General features: G+C 37.2%; 22 protein-coding genes and 1 tRNA gene. 7 read left to right on the top strand and 16 right to left on the bottom strand.

The window, feature by feature from the left end; translation table 11 throughout:
- Nucleotides 1–188: 188 nt before the first annotated feature.
- The 8 genes from ACFINY_RS07480 to rpmH form a co-directional block, all read right to left on the bottom strand.
- Nucleotides 189–273 (bottom strand) — tRNA-Leu (locus ACFINY_RS07480).
- Between the two features lie 114 nt (nucleotides 274–387).
- On the bottom strand, nucleotides 388–1,008 hold the full coding sequence (locus ACFINY_RS07475) for a 2,3-bisphosphoglycerate-dependent phosphoglycerate mutase (RefSeq protein ID WP_375612252.1): 621 nt from the start codon (nucleotides 1,006–1,008) through the stop codon (nucleotides 388–390).
- Nucleotides 1,009–1,036: 28 nt separating this feature from the next.
- Nucleotides 1,037–1,849, bottom strand: coding sequence for a 4-hydroxy-tetrahydrodipicolinate reductase (dapB, locus tag ACFINY_RS07470; RefSeq protein WP_375612253.1), 813 nt, complete (start codon nucleotides 1,847–1,849; stop codon nucleotides 1,037–1,039).
- 1,101 nt (nucleotides 1,850–2,950) lie between these two features.
- Entirely contained in the window at nucleotides 2,951–3,643 is a 693-nt protein-coding gene (locus ACFINY_RS07465) for a glutathione S-transferase family protein (protein ID WP_375612254.1), read from the bottom strand.
- A 139-nt stretch (nucleotides 3,644–3,782) separates the two neighbouring features.
- Nucleotides 3,783–4,427 (bottom strand): ribosome biogenesis GTP-binding protein YihA/YsxC, encoded by a 645-nt coding sequence (gene yihA / locus ACFINY_RS07460; RefSeq protein WP_375612255.1) that lies wholly within the window; start codon nucleotides 4,425–4,427, stop codon nucleotides 3,783–3,785.
- Nucleotides 4,424–6,262 (bottom strand): membrane protein insertase YidC, encoded by a 1,839-nt coding sequence (yidC, locus tag ACFINY_RS07455; protein ID WP_375612256.1) that lies wholly within the window; start codon nucleotides 6,260–6,262, stop codon nucleotides 4,424–4,426. The genes yihA and yidC overlap by 4 nt, the downstream gene beginning before the upstream one ends.
- Complete coding sequence (rnpA, locus tag ACFINY_RS07450; protein ID WP_375612257.1) at nucleotides 6,252–6,644, bottom strand: ribonuclease P protein component; 393 nt, start codon at nucleotides 6,642–6,644, stop codon at nucleotides 6,252–6,254. The genes yidC and rnpA overlap by 11 nt, the downstream gene beginning before the upstream one ends.
- Nucleotides 6,645–6,761: 117 nt before the next feature.
- Nucleotides 6,762–6,896, bottom strand: a complete 135-nt coding sequence (gene rpmH, locus ACFINY_RS07445; protein WP_375612258.1) for a 50S ribosomal protein L34 — start codon at nucleotides 6,894–6,896, stop codon at nucleotides 6,762–6,764.
- A gap of 604 nt (nucleotides 6,897–7,500) precedes the next feature.
- On the opposite strand from rpmH, the gene ACFINY_RS07440 reads away from it, so the two are divergent.
- On the top strand, nucleotides 7,501–8,562 hold the full coding sequence (locus tag ACFINY_RS07440; RefSeq protein ID WP_375612259.1) for an Mrp/NBP35 family ATP-binding protein: 1,062 nt from the start codon (nucleotides 7,501–7,503) through the stop codon (nucleotides 8,560–8,562).
- 308 nt (nucleotides 8,563–8,870) lie between these two features.
- Here the strand turns inward: ACFINY_RS07440 and ACFINY_RS07435 are convergent, their stop codons facing one another.
- The 7 genes from ACFINY_RS07435 to ACFINY_RS07405 all read right to left on the bottom strand — a co-directional run bounded on the left by ACFINY_RS07435 (nucleotide 8,871) and on the right by ACFINY_RS07405 (nucleotide 16,754).
- Nucleotides 8,871–9,665 (bottom strand): pyrroline-5-carboxylate reductase, encoded by a 795-nt coding sequence (locus ACFINY_RS07435; protein ID WP_375612260.1) that lies wholly within the window; start codon nucleotides 9,663–9,665, stop codon nucleotides 8,871–8,873.
- Nucleotides 9,666–9,721: 56 nt separating this feature from the next.
- Nucleotides 9,722–9,967 (bottom strand): hypothetical protein, encoded by a 246-nt coding sequence (locus ACFINY_RS07430; RefSeq protein WP_375612261.1) that lies wholly within the window; start codon nucleotides 9,965–9,967, stop codon nucleotides 9,722–9,724.
- Between the two features lie 102 nt (nucleotides 9,968–10,069).
- Complete coding sequence (locus tag ACFINY_RS07425) at nucleotides 10,070–10,438, bottom strand: YraN family protein (protein WP_375612280.1); 369 nt, start codon at nucleotides 10,436–10,438, stop codon at nucleotides 10,070–10,072.
- A gap of 4 nt (nucleotides 10,439–10,442) precedes the next feature.
- Entirely contained in the window at nucleotides 10,443–11,330 is an 888-nt protein-coding gene (gene rsmI / locus ACFINY_RS07420; RefSeq protein WP_375612262.1) for a 16S rRNA (cytidine(1402)-2'-O)-methyltransferase, read from the bottom strand.
- Between the two features lie 2,037 nt (nucleotides 11,331–13,367).
- A complete protein-coding gene (locus ACFINY_RS07415) occupies nucleotides 13,368–15,032 on the bottom strand; it encodes a 4Fe-4S dicluster domain-containing protein (protein ID WP_375612263.1) in 1,665 nt (554 codons plus the stop codon).
- A gap of 3 nt (nucleotides 15,033–15,035) precedes the next feature.
- Nucleotides 15,036–15,956: an electron transfer flavoprotein subunit alpha/FixB family protein gene (locus ACFINY_RS07410; protein ID WP_375612264.1), complete on the bottom strand. Its 921-nt coding sequence runs from the start codon at nucleotides 15,954–15,956 to the stop codon at nucleotides 15,036–15,038.
- Nucleotides 15,957–16,007: 51 nt separating this feature from the next.
- On the bottom strand, nucleotides 16,008–16,754 hold the full coding sequence (locus ACFINY_RS07405) for an electron transfer flavoprotein subunit beta/FixA family protein (RefSeq protein ID WP_375612265.1): 747 nt from the start codon (nucleotides 16,752–16,754) through the stop codon (nucleotides 16,008–16,010).
- A gap of 513 nt (nucleotides 16,755–17,267) precedes the next feature.
- Here ACFINY_RS07405 and ACFINY_RS07400 point away from each other — a divergent pair.
- From ACFINY_RS07400 to ACFINY_RS07390, 3 genes are all read left to right on the top strand, one after another.
- Complete coding sequence (locus tag ACFINY_RS07400; RefSeq protein ID WP_375612266.1) at nucleotides 17,268–18,086, top strand: hypothetical protein; 819 nt, start codon at nucleotides 17,268–17,270, stop codon at nucleotides 18,084–18,086.
- 179 nt (nucleotides 18,087–18,265) lie between these two features.
- Nucleotides 18,266–19,186 (top strand): sulfite exporter TauE/SafE family protein, encoded by a 921-nt coding sequence (locus ACFINY_RS07395; RefSeq protein WP_375612267.1) that lies wholly within the window; start codon nucleotides 18,266–18,268, stop codon nucleotides 19,184–19,186.
- A 2-nt stretch (nucleotides 19,187–19,188) separates the two neighbouring features.
- On the top strand, nucleotides 19,189–19,998 hold the full coding sequence (locus tag ACFINY_RS07390) for a TIGR02186 family protein (protein WP_273790722.1): 810 nt from the start codon (nucleotides 19,189–19,191) through the stop codon (nucleotides 19,996–19,998).
- Nucleotides 19,999–20,020: 22 nt separating this feature from the next.
- Here the strand turns inward: ACFINY_RS07390 and ACFINY_RS07385 are convergent, their stop codons facing one another.
- Nucleotides 20,021–20,302: a DUF6460 domain-containing protein gene (locus tag ACFINY_RS07385; RefSeq protein WP_375612268.1), complete on the bottom strand. Its 282-nt coding sequence runs from the start codon at nucleotides 20,300–20,302 to the stop codon at nucleotides 20,021–20,023.
- A 1,093-nt stretch (nucleotides 20,303–21,395) separates the two neighbouring features.
- Between ACFINY_RS07385 and ACFINY_RS07380 the strand changes: the two genes are divergently transcribed.
- From ACFINY_RS07380 to ACFINY_RS07370, 3 genes are all read left to right on the top strand, one after another.
- Entirely contained in the window at nucleotides 21,396–23,021 is a 1,626-nt protein-coding gene (locus tag ACFINY_RS07380) for an ABC transporter substrate-binding protein (protein WP_375700958.1), read from the top strand.
- Between the two features lie 343 nt (nucleotides 23,022–23,364).
- Entirely contained in the window at nucleotides 23,365–23,583 is a 219-nt protein-coding gene (locus ACFINY_RS07375) for a hypothetical protein (RefSeq protein ID WP_375612270.1), read from the top strand.
- A 356-nt stretch (nucleotides 23,584–23,939) separates the two neighbouring features.
- The coding region (locus ACFINY_RS07370; protein WP_375612271.1) for an ABC transporter substrate-binding protein at nucleotides 23,940–24,958 on the top strand (1,019 nt) is incomplete at its 3' end.

Below are 24,958 nucleotides of genomic sequence, written 5' to 3'. Positions count from 1 at the left end.
TTTGACTTTTTAGAATTAGAGACCCTTTGGACCTCTGGTTTTGCTAAAAAACCACCCCGAAAAGAACTCTTGATTCGCAATCATTAAGAGACGTGTTGCAAAATCCTATTCCCTCACTTTTATTTACGCGTCCCTCACTGTAAAAAATATATGGAAAATCAATAAATTATTTTGGATAAAAAAGAGTATGGTGCCCAAAAGAGGACTCGAACCTCCACGCCTTACGGCACAGGTACCTGAAACCTGCGCGTCTACCAATTCCGCCATCTGGGCTTATAAAATTCATCTAAGCGCATGAAGCAACTCTGTCAATAAAATTATAGAATTTATTTTTTTAGCTTAAAACGATAGCATTGAACTTTTGAGGGAGATCATGATTTTAGAAGTTTAAGGTGTGAGGACTGTCTTTGATAAAATTGTTGAATCCGGATTAAATGTGTAAATAATAGGAATGCCGGTCGCTAATTCTTGAGATATAATTTCCTCACCGGAGAGACCTTCAAGCACCATAATAAGAGCACGAAGAGAATTTCCATGTGCTGCGATCAAAACAGTTTGGGAGCGCAAAATATAAGGCTGGATATGGTAAAGATAATAAGGCCAGATGCGTGCACCGGTATCGCGTAGGCTTTCTCCATTCGGCGGCGCAATCGTATAGGAGCGGCGCCACATTTGCACTTTCTCCTGCCCCCATTGTTGGCGTACTTCATCTTTATTTAAACCAGAAAGATCACCATAATTACGTTCATTTAATGCGGGATTTTTTATCACTTCTAAATCTGATTGTCCCATTTGCTCTAAAATGTGCTGAGCGGTTTTTTGAGCTCGCTGTAAGGCAGATGTATAAGCGATATCAAATCTCAAACCATATTCTTTCAGTTTTTTTCCTGCTGCTATCGCTTCTGCATGACCTTTTTCTGTTAAATCGGGATCTTTCCAACCGGTAAAAAGGTTTTTGAGATTCCATTCACTTTGTCCATGACGAATTAGTGTAAGTATGCGTCCCATTATAAATTGCCTCTATTCTATTGATTGTTTAAAATTCATCGTTTAATCCCAAAACATCGAACATTGAATAAAGACCGCTTTCATGATTTTGTGCCCATAAAGCTGCTTTTAATGCGCCATTGGCAAAGATAGAGCGTTCTTGCGCTGTATGTGAAAGAACAATGCGCTCATTGGAGCCGGCAAAAATGACACTGTGTTCTCCAACAACTGTCCCACCACGTGAACAGGAAAAGCCAATGGTGCCTTTTTTGCGTTTACCTATATGACCATTGCGTTCGTTGACACGCACATTTTTAAGCATAACATTGCGCCCTTCAGCTGCTGCTTGGCCAAGAAGAAGGGCTGTTCCAGAAGGAGCATCAACTTTGTTAGCGTGATGCATTTCATAAACTTCGATATCAAAATCATCGGCTTCTAATGCTTTAGCGGCTTTCTTTACAAGGTTGGCTAAAAGATTTATTCCAAGGCTCATATTCCCGGATTTGACAATAGTTGTATATCTCGCAAAATTTGCAATTTTTTCTTCTTCTGTTTTGCTAAATCCTGTGGTGCCAATAATATGGACAAGGCTTTTTTGAGCAGCGTAGTTAGCATAAAGAATACTGGCTTCTGGTTGTGAAAAATCTAAAATACCTTCTGTATTAGAAAAGGCATTTTCGGGATTGTCAGTGATACTAATCCCAAGAGAATCTGAACCAATTAATGCACTGGCATCTTTTCCTACAAACGGTGAGCCTTTACGTACAAGAACAGCACAAAGCTCTACATCTTTCCTCTGCTGGATTGCTGTAATGAGTTCACGTCCCATTCTTCCATTTGCACCAACAACTGTAAGGCGCATTTTTATCTCCTTATGATACTTTACTGTGCAGTATAGGCAAATTCTTGCCTTCTTTCCAATGGTTCTTTTTCTTTATAGAATTTTTTTCCTTCTTTAATTTATCTTGTTGTGCTGTAAAACACTGTTGTTTAGAGCAAGTGATATAAGATCTACAAATTTAAATAGAGATGTTTTTCGTTAGAGTGTGTGATGAATATTCTTAAGTAAGGTTTGCTTATGAAACCTTATGAAGATTGTGTATTACTTTACGCTTTTTTTTCGTTCTTTAAAGGGGAGCGTTCTTCATGCAAAATAAGATCTCCCAAACAAAATAGACCTATGTTGTCAATTCATGCGCTTTTCTTAAAGAAATATTTATCAATTCTTCTAAACTTATTTTATGATAGTGCTCGTGAGTGGTATCACGAGAGAGTATCCATGAATAATATAACATCTATTCTGCGCCACTATCTTTATGCTTCATAAATAGAGAAAATTAGCATTATCATACGTTTTGTTAGCCTTTAATGTTTTAACTTAGTCATTTTCACTCATCAATTCCATTTGTGACGCATAAGAAAACGATTATTTATCATTGTATATCAATATGTTATCCATAAATAAAATCACGTAAAAGGGGGGCAAGGGCTAACAAGAAGTTGGATTGTTTTCACACGAGAGTTGGTCGGATTCTTCATCTTTTAGGAAAGTCAGTTGAAAAAATTGTTATGTTGTAAAAACGTATGATGAGGCTTTGTTTATTATAGAGAAAATAGGATATATATTATGCAATGCGTTTTTTCATATATTGGGGAGAATGGAGTATAACATGCGTTAAGTACTGTTATTTTATTTGCCTAGCTTCCAATGATGCTACAGCTCTTGTATTTAAAGAGAGTCTTTAAAATGCTTTCTTAAGTATTTTTATCCCTGTGCTGATCTTTTTTGTGACACGATAAGAAAGTGATTTTTGTGATTCAATTATAATGGGTTTTATTCTCTGTTTAATACGATCATAAATCAATGTATTATTATATTGTTTATACGCATGCATAAAAATTCATAAACCTATAAATATCCTTTAGATAAAATATCACTTTTATTTTTGTTTGTGAGAGAAGGCTAGAAATCAAGATCTGCATAGTGAGCACTTGCAACAATTCCGCGGACGCGATCTGTTAAAAGAGAACGAAAAGAAGGGCGTGATTTAATTCTCATATACCAGTCTTTGGCAGCAGGAGATTGTTCCCAGTCAATTTCCCCTAGAAAGTCAAGTACAGAAATAGAGGCTGCTGCTGCTAGATCTGCATAGGACAAGGCAGAACCGACTAAGCTATCGCGAGAGGCACAGAGCCAATTGAGATAGTTCATATGTGGTAAAATATTGGCACGTGCATTGCGTAAAATTTGTGAATTAGGAGCACCACCGCCAATGGCAAGTGGCATTTCACGTTTATGGATTCGTTCTCGTACGATATGGCGCGTTGCTTCATTTTCGAATTTATTTAAGAACCAGTCATTGAGACGGCGTACTTCCGCACGATCTAAAGGATTTTCTGGAAAGAGCTTATTTTCTTGTCGTAAACTTCCATGTGTTTCGTCTAAATATTCGCAGATAACAAGAGGACCTGATAATGGAACCTCGTGTTCATCGAGAAAAACAGGAACATGACCAGCGGGATTGAGGGCTAGAAATTCGTGTCTTCTTGCCCATTCATATTCTTCAATCAGTTGAGTGGTTACACCATATTCCCCAAGAATGAGGCGTATGAAGCGCGAGGCAGAGGATAGGGGAGAGTGAAAAAGTGTCAGCATAATTTACACTATCAAATAGAGTTGAAGAGAATTCTTTCAAGTAATCATTTTTATAAAGATGCTTGACTAGAAGTACAAGATCATTAGTAGCTGCTAGTAATTATAATTAATAAATTGTTAATGACTAGGAATTGTTCTCTTATGCGATGGTTTGCAAAATGGCAGCACGTAATTCTTCTAAACCGATAGCTTTTTCTGAAGAGGTTACAAGAAGCTCAGGATAAGCTGCTGGGCGTTTAAGAAGCTTTGTTTGTGTGCTCATAATTAATTTTTCCAAAGCATTTGATTTGATTTTATCGCTTTTTGTCAAAACAATGTGATAAGAAACAGCTGCTTTATCAAGGAGAGCAAGAACATCTTCATCATTATTTTTGATTCCGTGCCGTGAATCAATCAAGATATATACACGTTTTAACGTTGTGCGCCCCCGTAAATAGCTAAAAATCAAATTTGTCCACGCATCAACAAGATTTTTAGGAGCAGCAGCAAAACCATAACCAGGCATATCTACTAATGCTAGAGGGGGAAGGTCTCCTAGTTGCCCACTGAATCCATCGGGGACAAAATAATTAAGCTCTTGAGTTCGTCCTGGTGTATTTGAGGTACGTGCTAAGCTTTTTTGTTGGACGAGTGCGTTGATTAAAGATGATTTTCCAACATTGGAACGACCTGCAAATGCAATTTCTGGTGGTCCTTCAGGGGGTAGAAAGCGTATTTCTGGTACACCACGAATAAAAATCCAATTGCGAGAAAAAATTCCAGAAAGGGAAGAATCTCTTGTCATTCATGCACTTCTTTTTTGGGTGATCTTCTCCAGATGGCTTTCAGATTATCAAAAAGCTCAATTTTAACTCCTTGGCGCTTCATCATGATACCTTGCTGAATGATTGATAATATATTGTTCCATGCCCAATAGATGACGAGACCAACAGGGAAAGAGGCGAGCATAAAAGTAAAGACAACAGGCATCCATGTGAATATCATCGCTTGGGTTTGGTCTTGAGGAGCAGGATTCATACGCATTTGTAAAAACATCGTTATTCCCATAATCAAAGGCCATGCACCAATCATAAGAAATGTTGGCGTTGTATATGGCAAGAGACCAAACAAGTTAAAAAGAGAAGTTGGATCGGGTGCCGCTAAATCTTTAATCCAGCCAAAGAAAGGGGCATGGCGCATTTCAATAGTGATATAGAGAACTTTATAAAGAGCAAAGAATATTGGGAATTGAACCAACATTGGCCAACAGCCTGCAAGGGGATTTATTTTTTCGGTTTTATATAGATCTATTATTGCCTTTTGTTGTTTGGTTTGGTCATCGGGATACTTTTCTTTTATTTCTAGCAACCGCGGTTGTAAAAGCTTCATGCGTGCCATAGATTTATAAGATTTATTGGCTAGAGGGAAAAGAAGAGTTTTTAAGAGAACTGTGACAAGAAGGATGGCGATACCAAAATTCCCTGTTTGTTTATAAAGAATATCAATGAGGGAAAACATTGGTTTGGTGATGAAATCAAACCAGCCCCAATCAATTAAAAGAGCAAACTTTTTTATTTTTAGGTCATTTTGATAATTATTAATAATTTCAACTTGTTTTGCACCAGCAAAAAGACGATTTGTAACAGTTTTTGTTTCATTTGGGGCAATCGTTAAAAGCGACCCTAGCAAGTCAGACTGATAATGCGTTTGCAAACGATCAAAATAAATAAAACGGCTTGTATATTCTTTATTTTGCGGGGGAATAACTGCTACAGCCCAATATTTATCGGTAATACCAATCCAACCTCCTGTTACTTTGGAAAAAGTCATGCTTTTTTGCCCATTATCAGGATTTGGGTCAAGCTCTGCTAAGGTTTTATATTTTTCAGTTTTGAGCGAATCTCCTGCAATACCTATCATACCTTCATGAAGTAAATAGGTTGCATTTGTATGTTCTGGTGGTGCTGCACGTGCAACGCGGGCATAGGACGAGAGATGTATTGGTTGATCACTTTCATTGCTGATAGAATCCTCAATGGTAAACATGAAATGATTATCAACAGAAAGGGTCCGCCGGAAGATTTGTCCCTGTCCATTATTATAAATTAAAGTGATGGGTGTTGAAGGAGTCAGGATTGTATTGTTTCCCTCTATTTGCCATTTTGTATCCGATTGTGGCAAGGCTTTTGCTGGCAAAGACGCACTTGCAAAACCAAATTCAGCAAGGTAGGTTGTTTTGAAACCTTTAGGATTTAGCAAATCGATTTCCGGTGATTTTTTATCGACTGTTAAACGATATTTTTTGAGGTGAAGATCATCAAATTGTGCACCAACAAGATTAATAGAGCCTTCCAGTTCATTGGTTTTGATTGCAATACGCTCTGTTTTGTCCAATACAGCTTTCCGGATTTCAGGTGTCATGGGCTGTTCGATGATAGATGTAGCTTGATACGTTGAGGTATCATCAGAAAAATCTGTCGTGGTAGTAGAAAGGGCTGATTGTTGTTTTGACAATTGCTGTGCGATGACTTGTTGTTTTTGTAACTTTGCTTGTTTGGGAGCAACATGAAGAAATTGCCATGCGATGAGCACTACGAAAGATAAGCCAATAGCGATAAAGAAATTGCGATTATATTCCATCCGTACACCCTTGTTGTTGTTGCTGATGTTTTATTTTTGGTTTTATTCGCCGATTTAATTCACTAATCAAGGATGTAAAAGGTGCATGTAACACATCACGGTACGCTACAATGACATAGTCTGTTCCTGCTTCCATGTGATTTGTTACACCAACTCTCACGGCCTCACGCAAGCGCCTTTTGATACGATTACGTTTCACAGCGTTACCGTTTTTACGGGTAACAGTGAAGCCTACACGTGCAAAAAGAGAATCTTTTCTTTCTGTTGTTTGTTCACGAGATTTAACTTCGAGCAAAAATAAAGGACCACGTCGTTTTTCTCCTGTACGGACAGCCAAAAAGTCTGCTCTTTTGCGAATACGGCAGGGATGTTTTTTCTTCATAAAAGAATATTTCGCAATTTCATTAAATGCCTGCAAGCAGACATTGTAGGTTCATAATAAAAGTTTCACAACGAAGAAACGATGAGCAATCCTCAACGGTTGTGAAAATTTAAATGGTTAAGCAGAAAGCCGCTTACGTCCACGAGCACGTCTTGCAGCAATAATTTTACGTCCTCCAGCTGTGGCCATGCGTGCACGAAACCCATGGCGGCGTTTACGGACAAGTTTAGAGGGTTGGTAAGTACGTTTCATTTATTTAAATACCGCGGAGTGCGGCCCTTCTTAATCTTCGTTTTATGAGTAGTTATGCGCGAGATAAACAATTTTATCCTATCATACGGCTGTTAACCCATAAGGAAAAATATAAAAAAAGTCAATCTTAGATTGTTTTTCTCTCTCTTGAAAGAATACAAAACACCTTATAACTATCTGTAACGCTTTTTTACAATACTGTAGGAGTGTTAGAAAATAACGATTGAAGCTACAGAACATAAATAGCTAGGGCCTTAAAGAATTAAAGAAGGTGTGACTGATTACTGTATGCTCAATTTAAAATATCCTTTAGGATTAAGAGTTTTTTTCAGTTTTTGTTTTTACAAAATTTTTATCAGAATATTCATTAAAGTGGTTGTAGCACAAACGTGATTGATAGGATTTTATAGCAGATTTTATGTTTGAACTTCTTTATTTTAAGGATGGTTTCATATTTTTAAAGAGATAAGAGATGTATACTTTATAATGCTGAGTAAAGTAGAAAATTATCAAGTGATGAACAAAATTATCAGGTGATGAACCTTGTAAGTATTTTTCGTTCTTATGCTTATATTTGCTGGTATTTTTATAGAGAGGAAAGAACATGGATCTTATCACAAGTGAGGCTGTCCGCAACGTATTACGTACAATCAAAGGACCAGATCTTGAAAGCGATATTGTGTCGTTGGGTCTTCTTTCAGAAATATTGATTGCTGATGGTAAGGTTTTCTTTTCCATTACAGTTCCTGATGGAGGTGTGCAAAAATGGGAATCATTGCGTCGTTCTGCTGAAAAGGTGGTATGTGCTTTGGAGGGAGTGAAATCTGCTGTTGTTACACTTACAGCAGAAAAAATAACAAAGACAGCACCTAGTCGGAGAGCAAATCTCTTACCGATCAAAATGCCCATAGAAGGTGTGCGGCATGTGATTGCTGTTGCTTCTGGAAAAGGAGGGGTCGGAAAATCTACGATGGCAATAAATATCGCCTTAGCTTTACAAGATTCTGGTTTCAAAACGGGGGTGATGGATGCTGATATTTATGGTCCTTCGTTGCCACGTTTGACAGGACTTGTTAATCAAAAACCACAGCTTATTGGAGAAAAAAAGATTCAACCTCTTGAAAAATTTGGACTTAAATTGATGTCGATGGGGTTTTTGGTTGAGGAAGAAAAGCCGGTAGTATGGCGTGGTCCTATGGTTATGGCAGCTGTAACGCAATTGTTACGAGATGTTGTATGGGGCCCTATGGACGTTTTAGTCGTGGATATGCCGCCCGGTACAGGGGATGCACAATTAACGCTTGCCCAACAGGTACAATTAACAGGTGCGTTGGTTGTCTCTACGCCCCAAGATCTTGCTTTAGTGGATGCACGTAAAGCAATAGAAATGTTCATGAAAGTTAATGTTCCTATTTTAGGACTCATTGAGAATATGAGTTATTTTATCGCTCCTGATACGGGAAAACGCTATGATATTTTTGGCTATGGTGGTGCACGGGCAGAAGCGGAACGTCGAGAACTCCCTTTCTTAGGGGAAATACCGCTTGATGCAGCTTTACGATTTTCTTCAGATGAGGGAATCCCTATTTTTGTTGCTAAGCCTAGTGAAGAGCATGCTAAACTATATCGTAAAATTGTTGATCAAATAAAAAATCAACTCTTTTGAATGGGGGGGTGTTTAAGAGAGTTTATTAAAACACAATCATGAAAGACATAAAAATAGTCGCTTCTTTGTAAGAGGAAGTTTTAATGTGTGAATGGAATATATAGGTTAAATAAACAAAAAATTATTCATGCGTTTGGATAACCTGAAGGGGAACAAAATTGAAGAGCTAGAGCCGTGAGGTAGAAAAAATATTGGACTTGAGGCAAAAAGAAGAAGACCGAAAATAAAAATAATTTAGAAAAATTGTAAAAGGTTGTAAAAAATATTTTAAAAATCATTTTTTGATACGAATTTTCTTGATATAAATCTTAAAATTTCTTTTTAGAAGCATTCATTTTTTGCAAAGTAGCTTCAAGAGCCATTGTTAAAGCATTCCTTCCTCCTTGTTGAGAAAAGTAATTTGACAAAAATTCATTTGTTCCACCCTTTGTTGAAAACTCTTTTTCAAGCAGTGAAAAATCGAGAGATACAGAACGATCCGTTGCTATAGTTTTACGCATTTCATCTGTAAGATTTCCAAACATCATGGTAAGGAATTCTGCTGATTGTTGTTTTTTTAACCCTTGTATTATAAACCATTGATGGGCAGTTTCTATAAAATTAAAATATACTCCCATAAGTGAACCAGCTGTCATAAAAAGATTAAACTGCTCTTCCTTATCCAGCACCAATGTGCCCCCCAATGCATCAAATAAAGTGCGTAAAAAGGGATGATTGGGATAGATTGGTGTCAAATTTTTGCATTCTGCAACAAAAGGTAATGGAACAGCACGATAAACTTTATGATTAATCCACTCTTCTATTTCTGCTGCTTTTGCCATAGCAAGTACGGAAATAACCAGCTGTTCTGGACGAAAACGAAGAGAGCACAAAACGTCTTCTGCAATTTGGTTGGGCAAGCAAAGAAAAACACAATCACTAACATCGAGCAACGCTTGGTTATTTTCAGCAATCATAACTTTATCATAAGTACGTGAAAGGCGCTTTGCTGTTTGTGCATTGCGAGGCGAAACAATAATGGAAGAAACATCAAAGTTGCTTGTCATTAAGCCATTCACCATTGAAGCACTGATTGTACCCGTTCCCAAAAAGCCAAGTCTCATTATCTATTTCTCAGTTTCATATTTTAAAAGGAATTTCAATCAACATCTCAGGTGTTTTAACTAACATAAACGCTAATTGAAGAAGCAACACATAACATAGCAAGAATAATCAAAACCAAATAGATTTTGGGCTTGTCAAAGAGAACGGCAAAAGCAGAAAACCAACCAACAACAGCTGCGGCTAATGCAAATAAAAAACCTGGTTTATTCATAAGCACAATATGCATTGCCATTAAACCACCAATAATTAGCGCTCCAAAAATGATGAGCAAACCTGTTGCAAACTTTTCATAATCATCCATATTTCGCTCCTTATAGCGCTCAATTATTACACACTTTTTAACGCATATGCACATAAAAACGAAATGTTTTTTATTGAATATGGTTAAAACGGGGGGTGCCGTTTATTGATCAGATGTAAAAAATGCAGGGATATGCTGTGGCCAACGCCAAGGTAAAATTGCAATTAAATCAAAGCGTACAGACAAAAGGGCATAATCTTTTTGCCGTGCGAGCCAAATATCGGCAGCTGCCTCAATTCGCTTTTCATTCATTCGGGAAACCGCTTCCATTGCTTCAGCCAACGTTGAACGTGCTTTAACTTCAACGATTAACACAAGATTTCCGCGTCGTGCAATTAAATCAATTTCTCCACATTTTGTTTTAAAACGCCTTTCGGCAATGTGAAACCCTTTGCAACGTAGCCACCAAGCTGCCAATTTTTCTGCACGAATCCCTCGATAAAAAGACTTTTGTCTGCGTTTTTTTTGTATTATTTTACGCATTTTTTAAAAAGATTAATCGCTGAAAAAGTTCTTGCTTTTTTAAACCGGTTTTTTTTGCAACAAAAGCTGCCGCTTGAGCAGCAGAATGTATCCGTGCGCGTTCTAATAGCATTTCATCAATTTCTTGATCACTTATCACATTTAAAGAAGAAGATGATTCTCCAACAAGTACAACAATTTCCCCACGAATATGTGCTTGTTTTCTGTAATTTTCTAACAAATTTCCCAAATTGGAAACATCTACTGTTTCAAACTTTTTTGTTAATTCACGACAAATGGCAGCAGGTCGATTAGCCGAAAAAAGTGTGACCATATCCTGTAAAGTTTCAACAAGACGATGCGGTGATTCATAAAAAATCAAAGTTGCTGGAATCTCTTTTAATTGTTCCAACCGTTTTCGGCGCTGTAGCTTTCGTGCACTCAAAAAACCTGCAAAAAAAAAGCTATCCGTAGGAAGCCCTGTCGGTATAAGAGCGGCTAAAAGAGCGGATGCTCCAGGAATAGGAATAATTTTATGACCAGCTTTACGGGCCTCTTCTACCAATCGAAATCCAGGATCAGAAATAAGTGGTGTTCCGGCATCTGAAACAAGTGCTACTGTTTTGTTTTCTGCTAAAGCCGCTAAGAGCTTCGGACCCGCTTTTTGCGCATTATATTCATGATAGAGAAAAGGTTTTTTTTGAATGCCGTAACGTTCCAACAAAACACGGGTTACTCGCGTATCCTCACACGCTAAAATATCAATTCCTGCAAGCACTTGCAAAGCACGAAGCGTAATATCTGCAAGATTTCCGATAGGTGTTGCCACAAGATAAAGCCCTGATTCTATAACGGGTGCAGAATAAGCATGCGCACCTATAAAATATGCTTTTTCACACATGCTCTTTTCTTTTCATTAAATTCTCCTCACCACAAGATTTTTATCCATACTCATAAGCCATTTTGGCTCATTTTTTACCAGCACATTTTTTATCATTACAAAGGCTTACCTTACTCGAATAATCGATTACACTACAATAAGATAATTTCATATTTAACGTCTTAATTTAACATTATTATCTATTTTGATCCGCGTTATTTTTTCCAGTAAAACAAATTCCAAATGTAACCAATATTCTATCAGCCCCATGATTTTCTATAAAGTTTTTCCTTCGAGAACCAAAAAACAACTTTACTCATGTTATAATCTCATGCTTCTTTGTGCTCTTTGAAAAGCTAAGCTTTTTAGATTATTTCCATAACGCCGATTTTTCAAATATTCTATTGATATCCAAACTGTTTTTCTGAGCAAATGTAAACAGCCCCTTTTGAAACACATACAGTTAACTGGCAGCTGACTTGATCAAATATAAGCTCTTATCAGCAAAATACTTTATTTTTTCATATTCTCTACAGCTTTAACAGTATACAGTATAATGAGTACCTTAGAAAAGTTTAAGGCTAAATTTTATCTTAAACATTTGATTTATAATAGAAAATTTATTATTTTGCCTATTAATTAGGAGCTTTAAATATCGTAACATTATCTCAGCTCTTCTTATAGTCAATTAATCAAAATCATTTTTGTGCATCTTGAAACCTCCTTAAAACAAAGATTATCGCCTCATTGGAGATCGCAGAGAAAATAATGCTGTTAGCTTGTACTTTTTATTTCATAAATATGGAACTGTTCGTTCACAGGATTGCGTTATACCTTTTTCGGATAGTGTCGCAAAATTATTGTTTGATATGAGAGCTATCTCTTAAAAACAAGCCCATGACTGAACAACACAAGTCTGCTTTAATTTTGGATACCTTATTTTTTTGAAGGATATGCTCCCATAAAAAACGTAAGTAATAAAAGCGGGGACAATACGTTATCTCTTCTTTTTAGAGGATATTGTGATGCTTTTGAAAGTTTAAAAACCAAATGGACAGATGATAGTAAAGAGGAAAACAGGTTTTTTCCTTTCAGGTTTCATATTCTTGCTAAATGAAACTGTATTTTCGTTTCAGAGATTACTCAAATAGAATATGCAATATTTTTGCTCTAGCTACAAAATCTGGAACGGCGTGCAGAGCTTTCATTCACCTTAATCTTTCTTTTAAATATACCACTTGTGTTCAATTTGGATGTTGATTTACAAGCAATAGCGAAAGCACAAGCTTTATAAAAAAACAACTCTATAAAACACGTCATAGAGTGGTCATGAAAGCTATTTTGTTTTTTATCAGGTGTTTTGCTAATAGCGATAGTCTCCATGGCTTGGCATCTGCTTATTTTTACGGTATTTGTACACATTCATTGCAGTATATTGGTAAAGGTTAGATGCAAGGCGATTATCTTTAATGCAAAAATAAAAGGTTAATGTGAGATTAAAGATTTTTTCGTGTCATTATCAGTAGAAACATTATAAAGGGCTTGAACGAGCATGCTCTTTATCTCACGATGTTTTTTCTACATTCATTCGTGGTTTTCTTGAGTGAGCATTACTTGGCAAAGTGTAGGAGAAAAAATAAATGTGAAGCGCATCTTCAGGGGGGCTCTTGGCTAGTTAAAACGATAGATGTTTCTTATGAGAGGGCTAAAAGCATTTTGGATCATATGGGAGAGGGGGTAAAGTAGAACGGGCTTATTTTCCTTCAGATTTTCGAGAACCGCGGCTGTTTCTTTATCGCAGAATTGTCAAGAATATATTCATTATTGTTTTGTCATTTAGATAAAAAATTTTTGATAAAAATATGTTATGTTTTTTTATTGAAAAAAGTCATGCGGTAGGGAGAGTATTTTATATGAGAATAGAGTTCTTTTTACATTGTGAAAGAACGTATGCAGGAAGGTGATTGATGGATTTCTGATCTGAGGGAAATATTTTTATCCATTGCGTTTTGTATATTTCAATTTTAGGAGAATGAACAATGATTATATATTGGGAAATTACATATTGGGATAGAAGGGGCCCTCATTGCCTTGCGGACAGATCCAAGTGATATTTTGGTTTGGGTCTTTGATGTCACACGTTTTACAATGTATACAATTTGAAGCGTTGATCATATAAGCCAGATGACCATTATCTTCTAGCCACTCGTAGACAGCGGCGGGACAATAGCGTGTAGAGGGTCCTCCATAGATTGCATACTCAGAGTCTTTTTGTTTTTTTAATGAGGCGATTTTTAAATGGCAAGGTTGATTTTCTTCATGGTGCGTATTGGAAAGGGCAACACTTGAAAGGCGATCAAAGGTTATAACGCCATCTGGTTTTGGGTAAGCAATGGGTTGAAATTTTTCTGCTGGTTCAAGGCATGCATAATCTTCCTTTCCATGGGAGAGTGTTTTAAATAAGGAAAATCCGAACAATTGTTGCCACCACATATCAAAACCAGCAAGTTTAATTCCATATTTTGTCCCATATTTTGCCCAGAGCGGTTTGGCATTTCGCACTTTATAAAGATCTTTACCAATGAGCCCTTTTCGCCACTGCTCTTCGATTTCTTTAACCTCATCATGGGCACGCCCTTGTGCAAGAGCGGTAGCAATTCTATCGGCAGCTAATATGCCAGATAAGATGGCATTGTGTGATCCTTTGATACGAGGAACATTGACAAATCCAGCAGAGCAGCCAATAAGCGCTCCACCAGGAAAGGTGAGTTTTGGTACAGATTGCCAACCTCCTTCGCTGATAACACGTGCACCATAGGAAAGACGTTTTGCGCCTTTAAAGATTTTATAGAGTTTTGGATGTGTTTTAAAACGTTGAAATTCTTCAAAGGGAGAAAGATAAGGATTTTTGTAATCTAAGTGCACAACAAAACCGACAGAAATGATATTGTTTTCTTGGTGATAAATAAAGCCACCGCCACCGGTATTATTGTCTAAGGGCCAACCAGTGAAATGTTGTACTAAACCGCGTTGGTGTTTGTTGGGGGCAATTTCCCAGAGCTCCTTGAGACCAAGACCAAATTTTTGTGGTTCTCGATTTTTGCTAAGATTAAAATGTTGTATCAGTTGTTTTGCAATTGAGCCGCGTGCTCCTTCCGCAATCAGAGTATATTTTGCCAATAAAGCCATCCCAGGCATATAATTTTTTCCAGGGGTTCCATCTTTGTTAAGCCCCATATCACCGGTGAGAACACCAATGATAGCTCCGTTATCTTTTTGGATGATGGGTTCTGTTGCTGAAAAACCAGGATAGATTTCAACACCCAACGCTTCAGCTTTTTTGCTTAGCCAGCGGCAGACGCTCCCAAGCGAAACGATATAACATCCGTTATTTGATAAGATTTTAGGGTGCAAAATATTGGGAAATACTGTGGACTTTTGAGGCTTTAGAAAAAAAAATTGGTCTTGTGTAACAGGGGTTGTGAAGGGATGGTCGTTATCATTTCGCCATTCTGGTAAGAGTGTGTCGATACCAATGGGGTCAACAACTGCGCCAGAGAGAATATGTGCACCAACTTCGGTTCCTTTTTCAACAATTGTGACAGAAAGCTCAGGATTAATTTGTTTAAAACGAATTGCGGCAGAAAGCCCTGCAGGTCCTGCTCCGACAATGACTATGTCAAACTCCATACTTTCACGTTGGTCATGCAGAGGTGCTTTCATGGCTTATAAAGCTTTCTCCAATTCTGGAATAATTTGGTGGAGATCACCTACAAGGGTGTAATCGGCAATTTGCATGATGGGAGCTTCTTCATCTTTATTAATGGCAACAATAATTTGTGCATCCATTATACCGGCTACATGCTGGATTGCACCGGAAATGCCAACGGCGATATAGAGTTCAGGGGCAACGACTTTTCCTGTTTGTCCAATTTGCCAATCATTGGGAGCATAGCCTGCATCCACTGCTGCGCGGCTGGCACCTAAAGCAGCATTTAATTTGTTTGCAAGAGGAAGAAGCAGGGCCATAAATTTCTCTTGAGAACCAAGACCACGCCCGCCTGATATAATAACACGTGCTGAGGTGAGCTCAGGACGATCACTTTTGTTTGTCTCTGCTTTTACGAAAGAAGAAAGATTTGGATTGGGAGCTGGTGTTATTGTTTTAATGGGAGCAGAATTATTTTGGGAAGGCGTTGGGGTGAAAGAAGCGGTGCGAACTGTTATAATCTTTTTATAATCATTGGTGCGTACAGTTTCAAATGCATTACCTGCATAAATTGGTCGTTTGAAGGTATTGGGTGAAAGAATGGCGGTAATATCTGAAATTTGCATAAGATCAAGAAGAGCTGCTACGCGCGGCATCACATTTTTCCCAGTACTGCTGGATGCTGCCATGATCACATTATAATCATTTGCTAACGTGAGAATTGTATCTGCCATAGGCTCGGCAAGTTGATGGGCTAAATAGTCTGCTTTTGCAATAAGAACTTGCCGCACACCATTAAGTTTAGCACTATTTTCCGCTATCGTTTGAACTTTTTCTCCGCAAACCAGAATATCGATATCGTTACTGAGTACGCGTGCAGCGGTGAGTACTTTTGCTGTTTCTTCTGTATTATGATCGGCCAATAAAAGAATTGCCATAAGTTTTTGCCCTTTTATGTGAGTGTTGCTTTTACTCTAGTGGTGAGAATATTAAATGCAGTTCTTCTGTTTTAAGGCTCTGACAAGTTCTACTACATTTGCCACTTTTATACCGGATTGACGGGTTTTTGGCTCTTCAACGCTTAAAATTGTTAAGCGTGCTTTCGTATCGACGCCAAGATCAGTAAGAGATTTTTGTTCAATGATTTTCTTTTTTGCTTTCATGATATTGGGGAGAGAGGTGTAACGCGGTTCATTGAGCCGTAGATCGGCGGTCATAACCATGGGAAGGGGAAGACAAAGGGTTTGTGTTCCATTATCAACTTCACGAGTAACTGTAGCATGCCCATTTTCTATGTTAAGATGTGAGGCAAAAGTTGCTTGTCCCCACCCAAGAAGAGCAGCGAGCATTTGTCCTGTTTGGTTGCTATCGTCATCAATTGCTTGTTTTCCTAAAAAGACCATGTCGGGTTTTTCTTCATCAACAATGGTTTTGAGAATCTTAGCAATTGCTAAGGGTTCAAGTGTTTGATCCGTTGTGACAAGAAGTGCGCGATCAGCTCCCATTGCAAGTCCTGTTCGTAGAGTTTCTTGAGCTGCTTCTGGGCCAATTGAAACAAGAAGAACTTCTGAAATTTTACCGGATTCTTTTTGGCGAATGGCCTCCTCCACGGCTATCTCATCAAAAGGATTCATAGACATTTTTACGTGAGACAGATCAACGCCTGTACTATCCGGTTTGACGCGTATCTTGATGTTATAATCAACAACACGTTTGACAGCGACAATTATCTTCATAATGATCCTCTTTGTTTGTATGTTACAAGTTTATAGCAATACTCATAAGAAACCAAATTGTTTAGAATGAAGTCTCAATTTATAACTTGTGTTCTCTTTCGTATAAGCTTTTTTATGTTTACTTGTACTTTCTCGTCGTCATTTTCAATCTTCATATTTTTGCATTGCCATAATTGCCTTATTTGCTTGAATAAAAAGTAAAAAAATCAAACTGTCTTGTGAGAATATTCTTTTTTAGTTTCTTATGCTTTGTTTATGATGGTGCAATAGGTCCTTTATGCAATGAAAAATTAAGTGAAAAAGATAAAAATGGGGGAATGATTTTGCTCTTCAAATCTTGAAGACAGAAAAATTAAAGATCTTTCTTTCAAATATTTTAGATAAAGATTGGGGAAAATATTTCTAACAAAAAAGTTTTTGGAAGTTCTTAAAGCTCTATTTACTAAAATAGAGCACATTTTCTCATCATTTGTTGCGATTCTTTTCAAAAAGGTTAATGAGGGGTAGGCGTTTGTGAATACGAAGGGTCATACGATCGACCAAGCGACCAAACAGGTTAGGAACGATAAAGTCTTTTCTTTTGTTGAACAGAAAGACAGAAGGGATACTTCTGTAGAAGTAACGATGTCGGATATTGCTCAAAAATTACGCACCGTTTATGCGCAAATGCAAATGAAGCATTCGCCTCGTTCTTTAATGCAGCAGAGTTCTGTAGAAGAGCATTTTAAATCTTACTTAGATGATATTAGTCGGGCCATTTTGGCTGAACATTATATACGTCGTCAAAGAGAAAAAAAGCTTTTCCAGTCTTTAGAGCAGATTAAAACAATTGTTCAAAGTTTGCAGAGTGAAAAAAAAAGCTTAGAAGAAGCAGCGGTAACACGACAGGTGTCTCGTTCAAAATCACCTGATTCTGTTGTACAAAAACTTGCTCACATGGAATGTGAGGGAAATCAAGAACGCTTATTACTTCAAAAGGTGCGAAATTTTTCGAAAGAAAACAGCATAATTTCACTCCAAACAAATGTTGAAAATACGTTGCAGCAAGAAAATAGAAGCCCTTTGCCCAATGATGCTCTGAAATCTTCTTTTAAAAAGGTTGAGGGAGTAGTGAAGCATGCTGTGATAGAAGAAAAAGGTATGATGGGTGCTCAGGCATCTAATCATTGTATTGAGAATGATTTTTCTTCTTTAAGGACGCAGTCTCGGGAACATGTCTCGTTTTTATCTTATTTGGTAAAAAAAGGTGTTCTTTGTTTTTTAACCGTTGCATTTGTGGTAGCGATAACGTTATGTTTTTATAGCTTTTTAAAAGGAGCTCGTTTTTTTTAATTTTTATGATGTTGATGTTAATAGATGTGAAATGTATTGCGCATTCATGTTTGTGCGGAAGCTATAGCAACTAAAATTATCTTTTTAAACACGCAACAGAGATTATTGGAAAAGAGGATAATTGGAGAAGGATTCTCTAATTGTAAAAAAAAACTCAAATTATCTTGAAGGTTCTGTAAGTGAGTATTTATTTACCAATTGCTGAAATGTCACTCAATATGCTGATCTTGATTGGTATGGGAGTCGTTGCTGGTTTTTTTTCAGGACTTTTTGGAATCGGTGGTGGGTTTCTCATCACGCCGTTATTGATTTTTTATAATATTCCTCCTGCTATTGCTGTTGGAACAGGTGCTAACCAGATGATTGCTTCATCTGTAACAGGAGCAATTACACATTTTAGAAGACGTACGCTCGATATTAAACTTGGTATTCTTTTGGCGATTGGAGGAGGGATTGGTTCTTTAATCGGGATTCAGGTTTTCTCTGTTTTGAAAAAGTTAGGTCAATTAGACTTAATGATTTCGCTTCTTTATGTGATTCTTCTTGGAAGTGTAGGAAGCTTGATGATCGTTGAAAGTTGGTATGATATGATGCGCAAGCGTAAGGAAGGAAAAGCCAATATTCGTCTTGCTGGTCGACATAATTGGATTCATCGCTTACCCTTAAAAATGCGTTTTCGGACATCTATGATATATGTTAGCATTATTCCAGTTTTAGGGATTGGTCTCATTGTGGGGTTGTTGTCTTCTATTATGGGAATTGGTGGGGGGTTCTTTATGATACCAGCATTGATTTATCTTCTGCGTGTTCCAACCAGTGTGGTGATTGGGACTTCACTTTTTCAGATTACATTTGTGTCTTCTTTCACGACAGTTTTGCAAAGTATGACTAATCAGTCCGTTGATATTGTCTTGGCTTTTTTGTTAATGCTTGGAGGAAGTATTGGTGCGCAATATGGAACACGGGTTGGACGGAAGTTAAAGGCTGAACAATTGCGTATGGCACTTGCATTTTTAGTGTTGATTGTGTGTATGCGTCTTGCTTTTCAATTATTTATACGCCCTGATAATCTTTTCTCTCTGGATATTCTTATGAGATAAAAATGGGTAGATTATTTTCTTTATACATCATTACAGGTTGCTTTTGTTTTATTTCTTTTTCTACATGGTCACATGTTGGGACGCCAGCTACATTCATTGATCAAGTTGACCACGAAACTGTCCAAATTATTGTAACAACGAATACGATTACTGTGGATGCAAATTTTGCTGGTCGTGATCTTTATATTGCTGGTGTTTTAGAAAATATTGATCCTTTATATTCTCGACAGAACCGTTATGATATTGTTGTAAGCTTGGAGGGACAAGATCGGACAATGGTGATGCGAGAAAAAAAACGCAATGCCGGTGTATGGGTCAATACAGATTCTCTTATTTTTAAAAAGGTTCCTCTTTTTTACTCTATGGTCACAACACGTGAAATTGACGATATTACGAGCATTGAAGATTATAAACGCTTAGGGTTAGGATTACTCTATTTGCCATTGCAGACGGATGAACAAGATCAGAAAAAAATACAAATCTTTCGCGATGAACTTATAAAATTGCAAAAAGCTAAAAGCCTTTATTATGAGGAAGTGGGTGGGGTTCGTTTTGGTTCTGACACACTTTTCACAGCGCATTTTCGTTTGCCAGCAAATATCCCAGTTGGACATTATAAAGTTCGTGCTTATCTTTTTCGTGATGGACAGTTTATTGATAGTGCAACAACGACTCTTGAAATTGTTAAAGCACATATCACCTATACAATTTTTTATGCAGCGCACAAGTATCGTTTTTTATACGGTATTGTTGCAGTGATTATTGCTATTACTACAGGATTTTTGTGTCGTTTGATTTTTCGAAAAGATTAACGCAAGGAAAATGTTAAGGCTTTTATTTTTTATGAAAAATTCGTAAGATAAGAAAAATAGGCACAACAACAATAGCTCCTGTCATAGTTATATGGAAGAAATTTGTAAGCGTTATAAATCCTGCTTCCCATAGTGATTGAAAAAAATCGACTATTTTTTGTATGAGGTTTTGAGGTGTCCATCCCAAAAAATTCATTACGATACCAATGAAGAATGAAAGGATAAGCAATTTTAGACTAACGCGGCGTGATTTTCCTCCAAGAAACGCATGAAAAGAATCTAATAATTTTTTTTTTCGCTTCATTTTAATATACTTTCAAAGATCGTGTTTTTTATTGTATTATCATGGTACAGCGATGTTATTATCATAAAGGAAAAACATTTTTTTATTTTTTCTTACTTTTTGAGTTTATCACCTTAGTCTGGTTAACGGTGCTGGTTTTTGAAATATACACATGTTTTATTGCATTTTTTGCGATATTTTCATGGCGCTTCTTTTATTAAATGAAGGGATATCCTTTCGTCTCGAGAATTTGTAGAGAAATTTTATAACGTTTCAGCATTTCTTATCAGAGTGAGAGTTCTAGTATATTGAAGATTTTGTAACGAACTTATTATTGTCGTGTATAGAAATAATATTTCAAGACAGTTTACTTAAAAAAAGACTATCTATTCTAATAAGGGTATGCTTATATAGGTATTATATTTAGATATTTCAACCTTAGTGCATTGAAAAGATCTTTTTTTCTGAAAAAATGTAAGCAATGAATTGAGTGTTGTTAAAGGAGCAAAGATATTAAAAATACGATGTGGAAAAAAGTTTTGTTATGTGTGGGTGCGTAAAGGAATATCAGGGGGAGCCTATGCTCCTTTTATTTAGAAATAAAATATAATTTAAAAGCTGTTATTTGGCAGAGGATTATGGAAAAATTCAAAATTCCTCTTGTAGGGGGAGGAGGTCATGTCGGTTGATGGGTGAATTTTCCTGTTTTGTTAAAATGTCAAATTGTTAGTAGAGCTCTTTGTTATTAAGGCGCTTAAGCTAACAAAGAAGAGTCTTTTGATGGCATAAAAAGGCGAGAGGAAAGAAGAGACAAGCTTACCCGACAAAAGAGAGAAAATAGTGGTTTTATAGTCTTCAATCGTAGGCGTTATGACATCATGAATAGGCTCTGTTATGGGGGGGAGCATTCATTGTATGTCAGAGTGTTTGTTGTTGCATGTTTTGGTTTGTCTTGGCTTATAGCCATGGGTAGAAGTCTGTGGTTGGTAAGTGGTGTTGTTTGAAGGTTTTAATAATACTTTGTTTGAGGCGCTTATGGATCATCTAACCTTATTATTAAGCATATGCTTGTTGTGTGGGAAATTTATATAGTAAACTTTAAAAGGAAAAGTCTATGAACTTGAAGAAAAAAATATTACAAAATAGCAGCTCTCTTGTTTCTGCTTTTATAGCTTTGGCGATGGTTGCACAACAAGTTTCAGCAAAAACACCCGCTGATACCCTTGTGATGGCTTGGAATCTTGATGCAATTAGTACATTTGATCCCGCACAACTTAATGATGTTTATGGAAGTGAAATTGTTCGCAATGTTTGTGATAATTTGGTCAGTACTGCGACAGATGATCCTGCTAAAATGGTTCCCGCTTTAGCAACACATTGGGATGTTTCAGGTGATGATCACAGTACGGTGATTACTTTTCATTTACGTGATGGTTTGAAGTTTAATGATGGTCGATCAGCCAATGCCAATGATCTTGTTTGGGGTATGAAGCGGATTGTCAAATTGAAGATGGGTAATGCGGCAATTTTTAATGAATATGGAATTACAGAGCAAAATGTTGATGATGCTTTGCAAGCCCCAGATAAGAAAACAGTGGTGATGAAATTTGATAAGCCTTATCCAGCAGAGCTCATTCTTAATAATATTGTTGCAAGTCCGGCAACAGCTTTGCTTGATCGTCAGACAATTATGAAGCATGAAAAAGATGGCGATTTTGGAAATCAGTATTTGAAAAGTCATGCTGCTTGTGTTGGTCCTTATCAGTTAAAAAGTTGGCGCTCTGGAGAAGCTCTTTTGTTGCGTGCAAGCTCTCACTATTGGGGACAAGCGCCTAAACTGAAGCAGATTTTAATTCGCCATGTTGCAGAGCCCGGAACACAACGTTTGTTGTTGCAAAAGCACGATATTGATGTTGCTCGTGATTTGACACCTGAAGATCTTGCAGATCTGCAAAAAACAACAGATGTTAAAATCGAAGAAGTGTTAGAACCATCTATGATGTACTGGGGATTTAACATGACAAATCCTATTTTTGCTAAGGAAAAAGTGCGTTTGGCGATGCGTTATCTCATAGATTATGAAGGTCTTGGCAAGAAGCTTCTCAAAGGTGTTGGTGTTCCACGGGCCAGTTTTATTCCTCTTGGCAACTTTGGGGCTTTAGATGAAAAAGAAGGGCAACCCTTTAAACTTGATATTGCAAAAGCCAAGCAGCTTTTAGCAGAAGCTGGTTATCCGAATGGATTTGAGGCAAATTTTCTCGTATCAAATGCTCCTTATAGGGTGTTAGTTGCTCAGTCACTCCAAGATAGTGCCGCAAAGGCAGGGGTGCGTCTTAAAATTGAACGGATGGCCGGTACACAGTTGTTTTCTAAACTTTATGCACGGGCTTTTGATACGATTTTTGTCGGATGGAATAATGATTCTGCGGATCCTCATACAATGGCTTCACGTCTTGTTTATAATCCAGATAATCGGCTTGAGGCAAAAAATACCGCCTATCCTAGTTGGCAATATGGGTATTTGGATGAAACGATGAATCAAAAGGTTCAGGATGCATTGTTTCAAAAAGATCCGCAAAAACGGGCACAACTCTATGCTGATTTACAACGTGAATTGATGCAAAAAGGACCTTATGCGTTTATCTTTCAGAAATATACTGTTATCGCGATGACGCCTGATATCAAAAAGTGGGTTTGGAATAGTGCGCCACATATTTTTTATAGTAAAATTGAAAAATAAGAGTGTCTTCAATGCTGTTCAATAGATAAAGGGCATCGTCATGATATATTCGGCGTATTGTATAAATTTTCAAGTTTTGCAATGCGTCGAAGATCATAGGTAATGCGTGATATATTGTTGAATGTCTTTTCAAGACATTCGTTTAAAGATATTTTTCATTCTCATTAGAGGTGTATTTAAGTGGATGTTAAGATCGATATTTCAATTTTTCTGAATTAGAAAGTGGTCAATTTATTTGTTAAAAAACTGAGAGTAACATAAAAAAACGAAGTGTAACAAATATCGCGGAATTTAGTGGTGCTAAAGGTGCAAAGGTTTTGCGATGTTGAAGGAAAGTTTTGTTATGGGGGTACACAAGGGATATCAGTTTTTTATGGTGTTTATATTTTCTTTTGCTTTGAAAGATGATGAGATGTCATTTGGAGGGTGTTATTTTACGGGGAGTGATGAAAAAATTAAATTTTCTTTTGAAGAAGGAATAAAAGTCGTTGCATTTGGCAAACTAACGAATTTTTCTGTTTTATCAAATCGTCAAATTGTTATGAAGGCTCGTTGTTATTAAGGTACTTGAGCTAAAAGGGGTAGTGCTTTGATGGTATAGAAAACGCCGGAAGAAATACGAGACAAGCTTGCTTAACAAGATAGAAAAAATACAGGTTTTATAGTCTTCAATAGTAGGCGTTATGGTATCGTGGTTAAGCTCTGTTGTTGGTGAGCGTTCATTGTATATCAGAGTGTTTTCCTTTGTATGTTTTAGTTTGGCTTATAAGTGTAGACAAGAGGAGTCATTGGCAAGAGGTGCTTGTTCTTGAAGATTTTAAAGTTTGGTCTTTAGGAGCCTATCGTTCGTCTAAACTTAAATTAAGCACGTTTTGCTGCATGGAGAATTTATACAATAAACGTTAAAAGGAAAATTCTATGAACGTGAAAAGAAAAATATTGAAAAAGGGCAGTTCTTTTGTTTCTGCTGTTCTTGCAATGGGGATGTTTGTGCAACAAGTTTCAGCAAAAACACCCGCCGATACGCTTGTGATGGCTTGGAATCTCGATCCAATAAATACATTTGACCCTGCACAACTCAATGACCGTTATGGAATTGAAGTGGTTAACAATATTTGTGATAATTTAGTCGTTTCTGCTACAGATGATGCGGCTAAAATGGTTCCCTCGTTAGCGAAGAGTTGGGATGTTTCAAGTGATGATCAGAGTACGGTGATTACTTTTCACTTGCGTGATGGTTTAAAGTTTTATGATGGTCGTCCTGCAAATGCCAATGATCTTGTTTGGGGTATGAAGCGGGTTGTCAAATTGAAATTGTCTAATGCAGCAACATTTAATGAATATGGGATTACAGAACAAAACGTTGATGAGGCTTTTCAAGCACCGGATGACAAAACGGTGGTGATGAAATTTGATAAACCTTATCCAGCAGAGCTCATTCTTAGCAATATTTCCACTAATCGCACTACTGCCTTGCTTGATCGTGAGACACTCATGAAAAACGAACAAGATGGCGATATGGGAAACCGATATTTGGCCAGTCATTCTGCTTGTGTTGGTCCTTATCAGCTAGAGAGTTGGCGCCCTGGAGAAGGAATTTTGTTGCGTGCAAGCTCCAATTATTGGGGGGAGGCGCCTAAATTGAAGAAGATTTTAATTCGCCATGTCGCGGAGCCTGGAACGCAACGTTTATTATTGGAAAAACATGATATCGATGTTGCACGTAATCTGATGCCAGAGGATTTGGCAGATCTCCAAGCAACAACGGATATTAAAGTTGAAAAAGTGTTGGCGCCCTCCATGATCATATGGGGATTTAATGCGACAAACCCTATTTTTGCCAATGAAAAAGTGCGTTTGGCGATGCGCTATCTTATTGACTATGAAGGACTCGGTAAGACTCTTCTCAAAGATGTTGGTATTCCACGTGCAAGTTT

Origin of the sequence: Bartonella sp. AA23NXGY, assembly GCF_042197165.1 — a bacterium.
Taxonomy (GTDB): Bacteria; Pseudomonadota; Alphaproteobacteria; order Rhizobiales; family Rhizobiaceae; genus Bartonella.
Note: the sequence above shows the minus strand (reverse complement) of the source record. Positions and strands in the feature narration are given on the sequence as shown.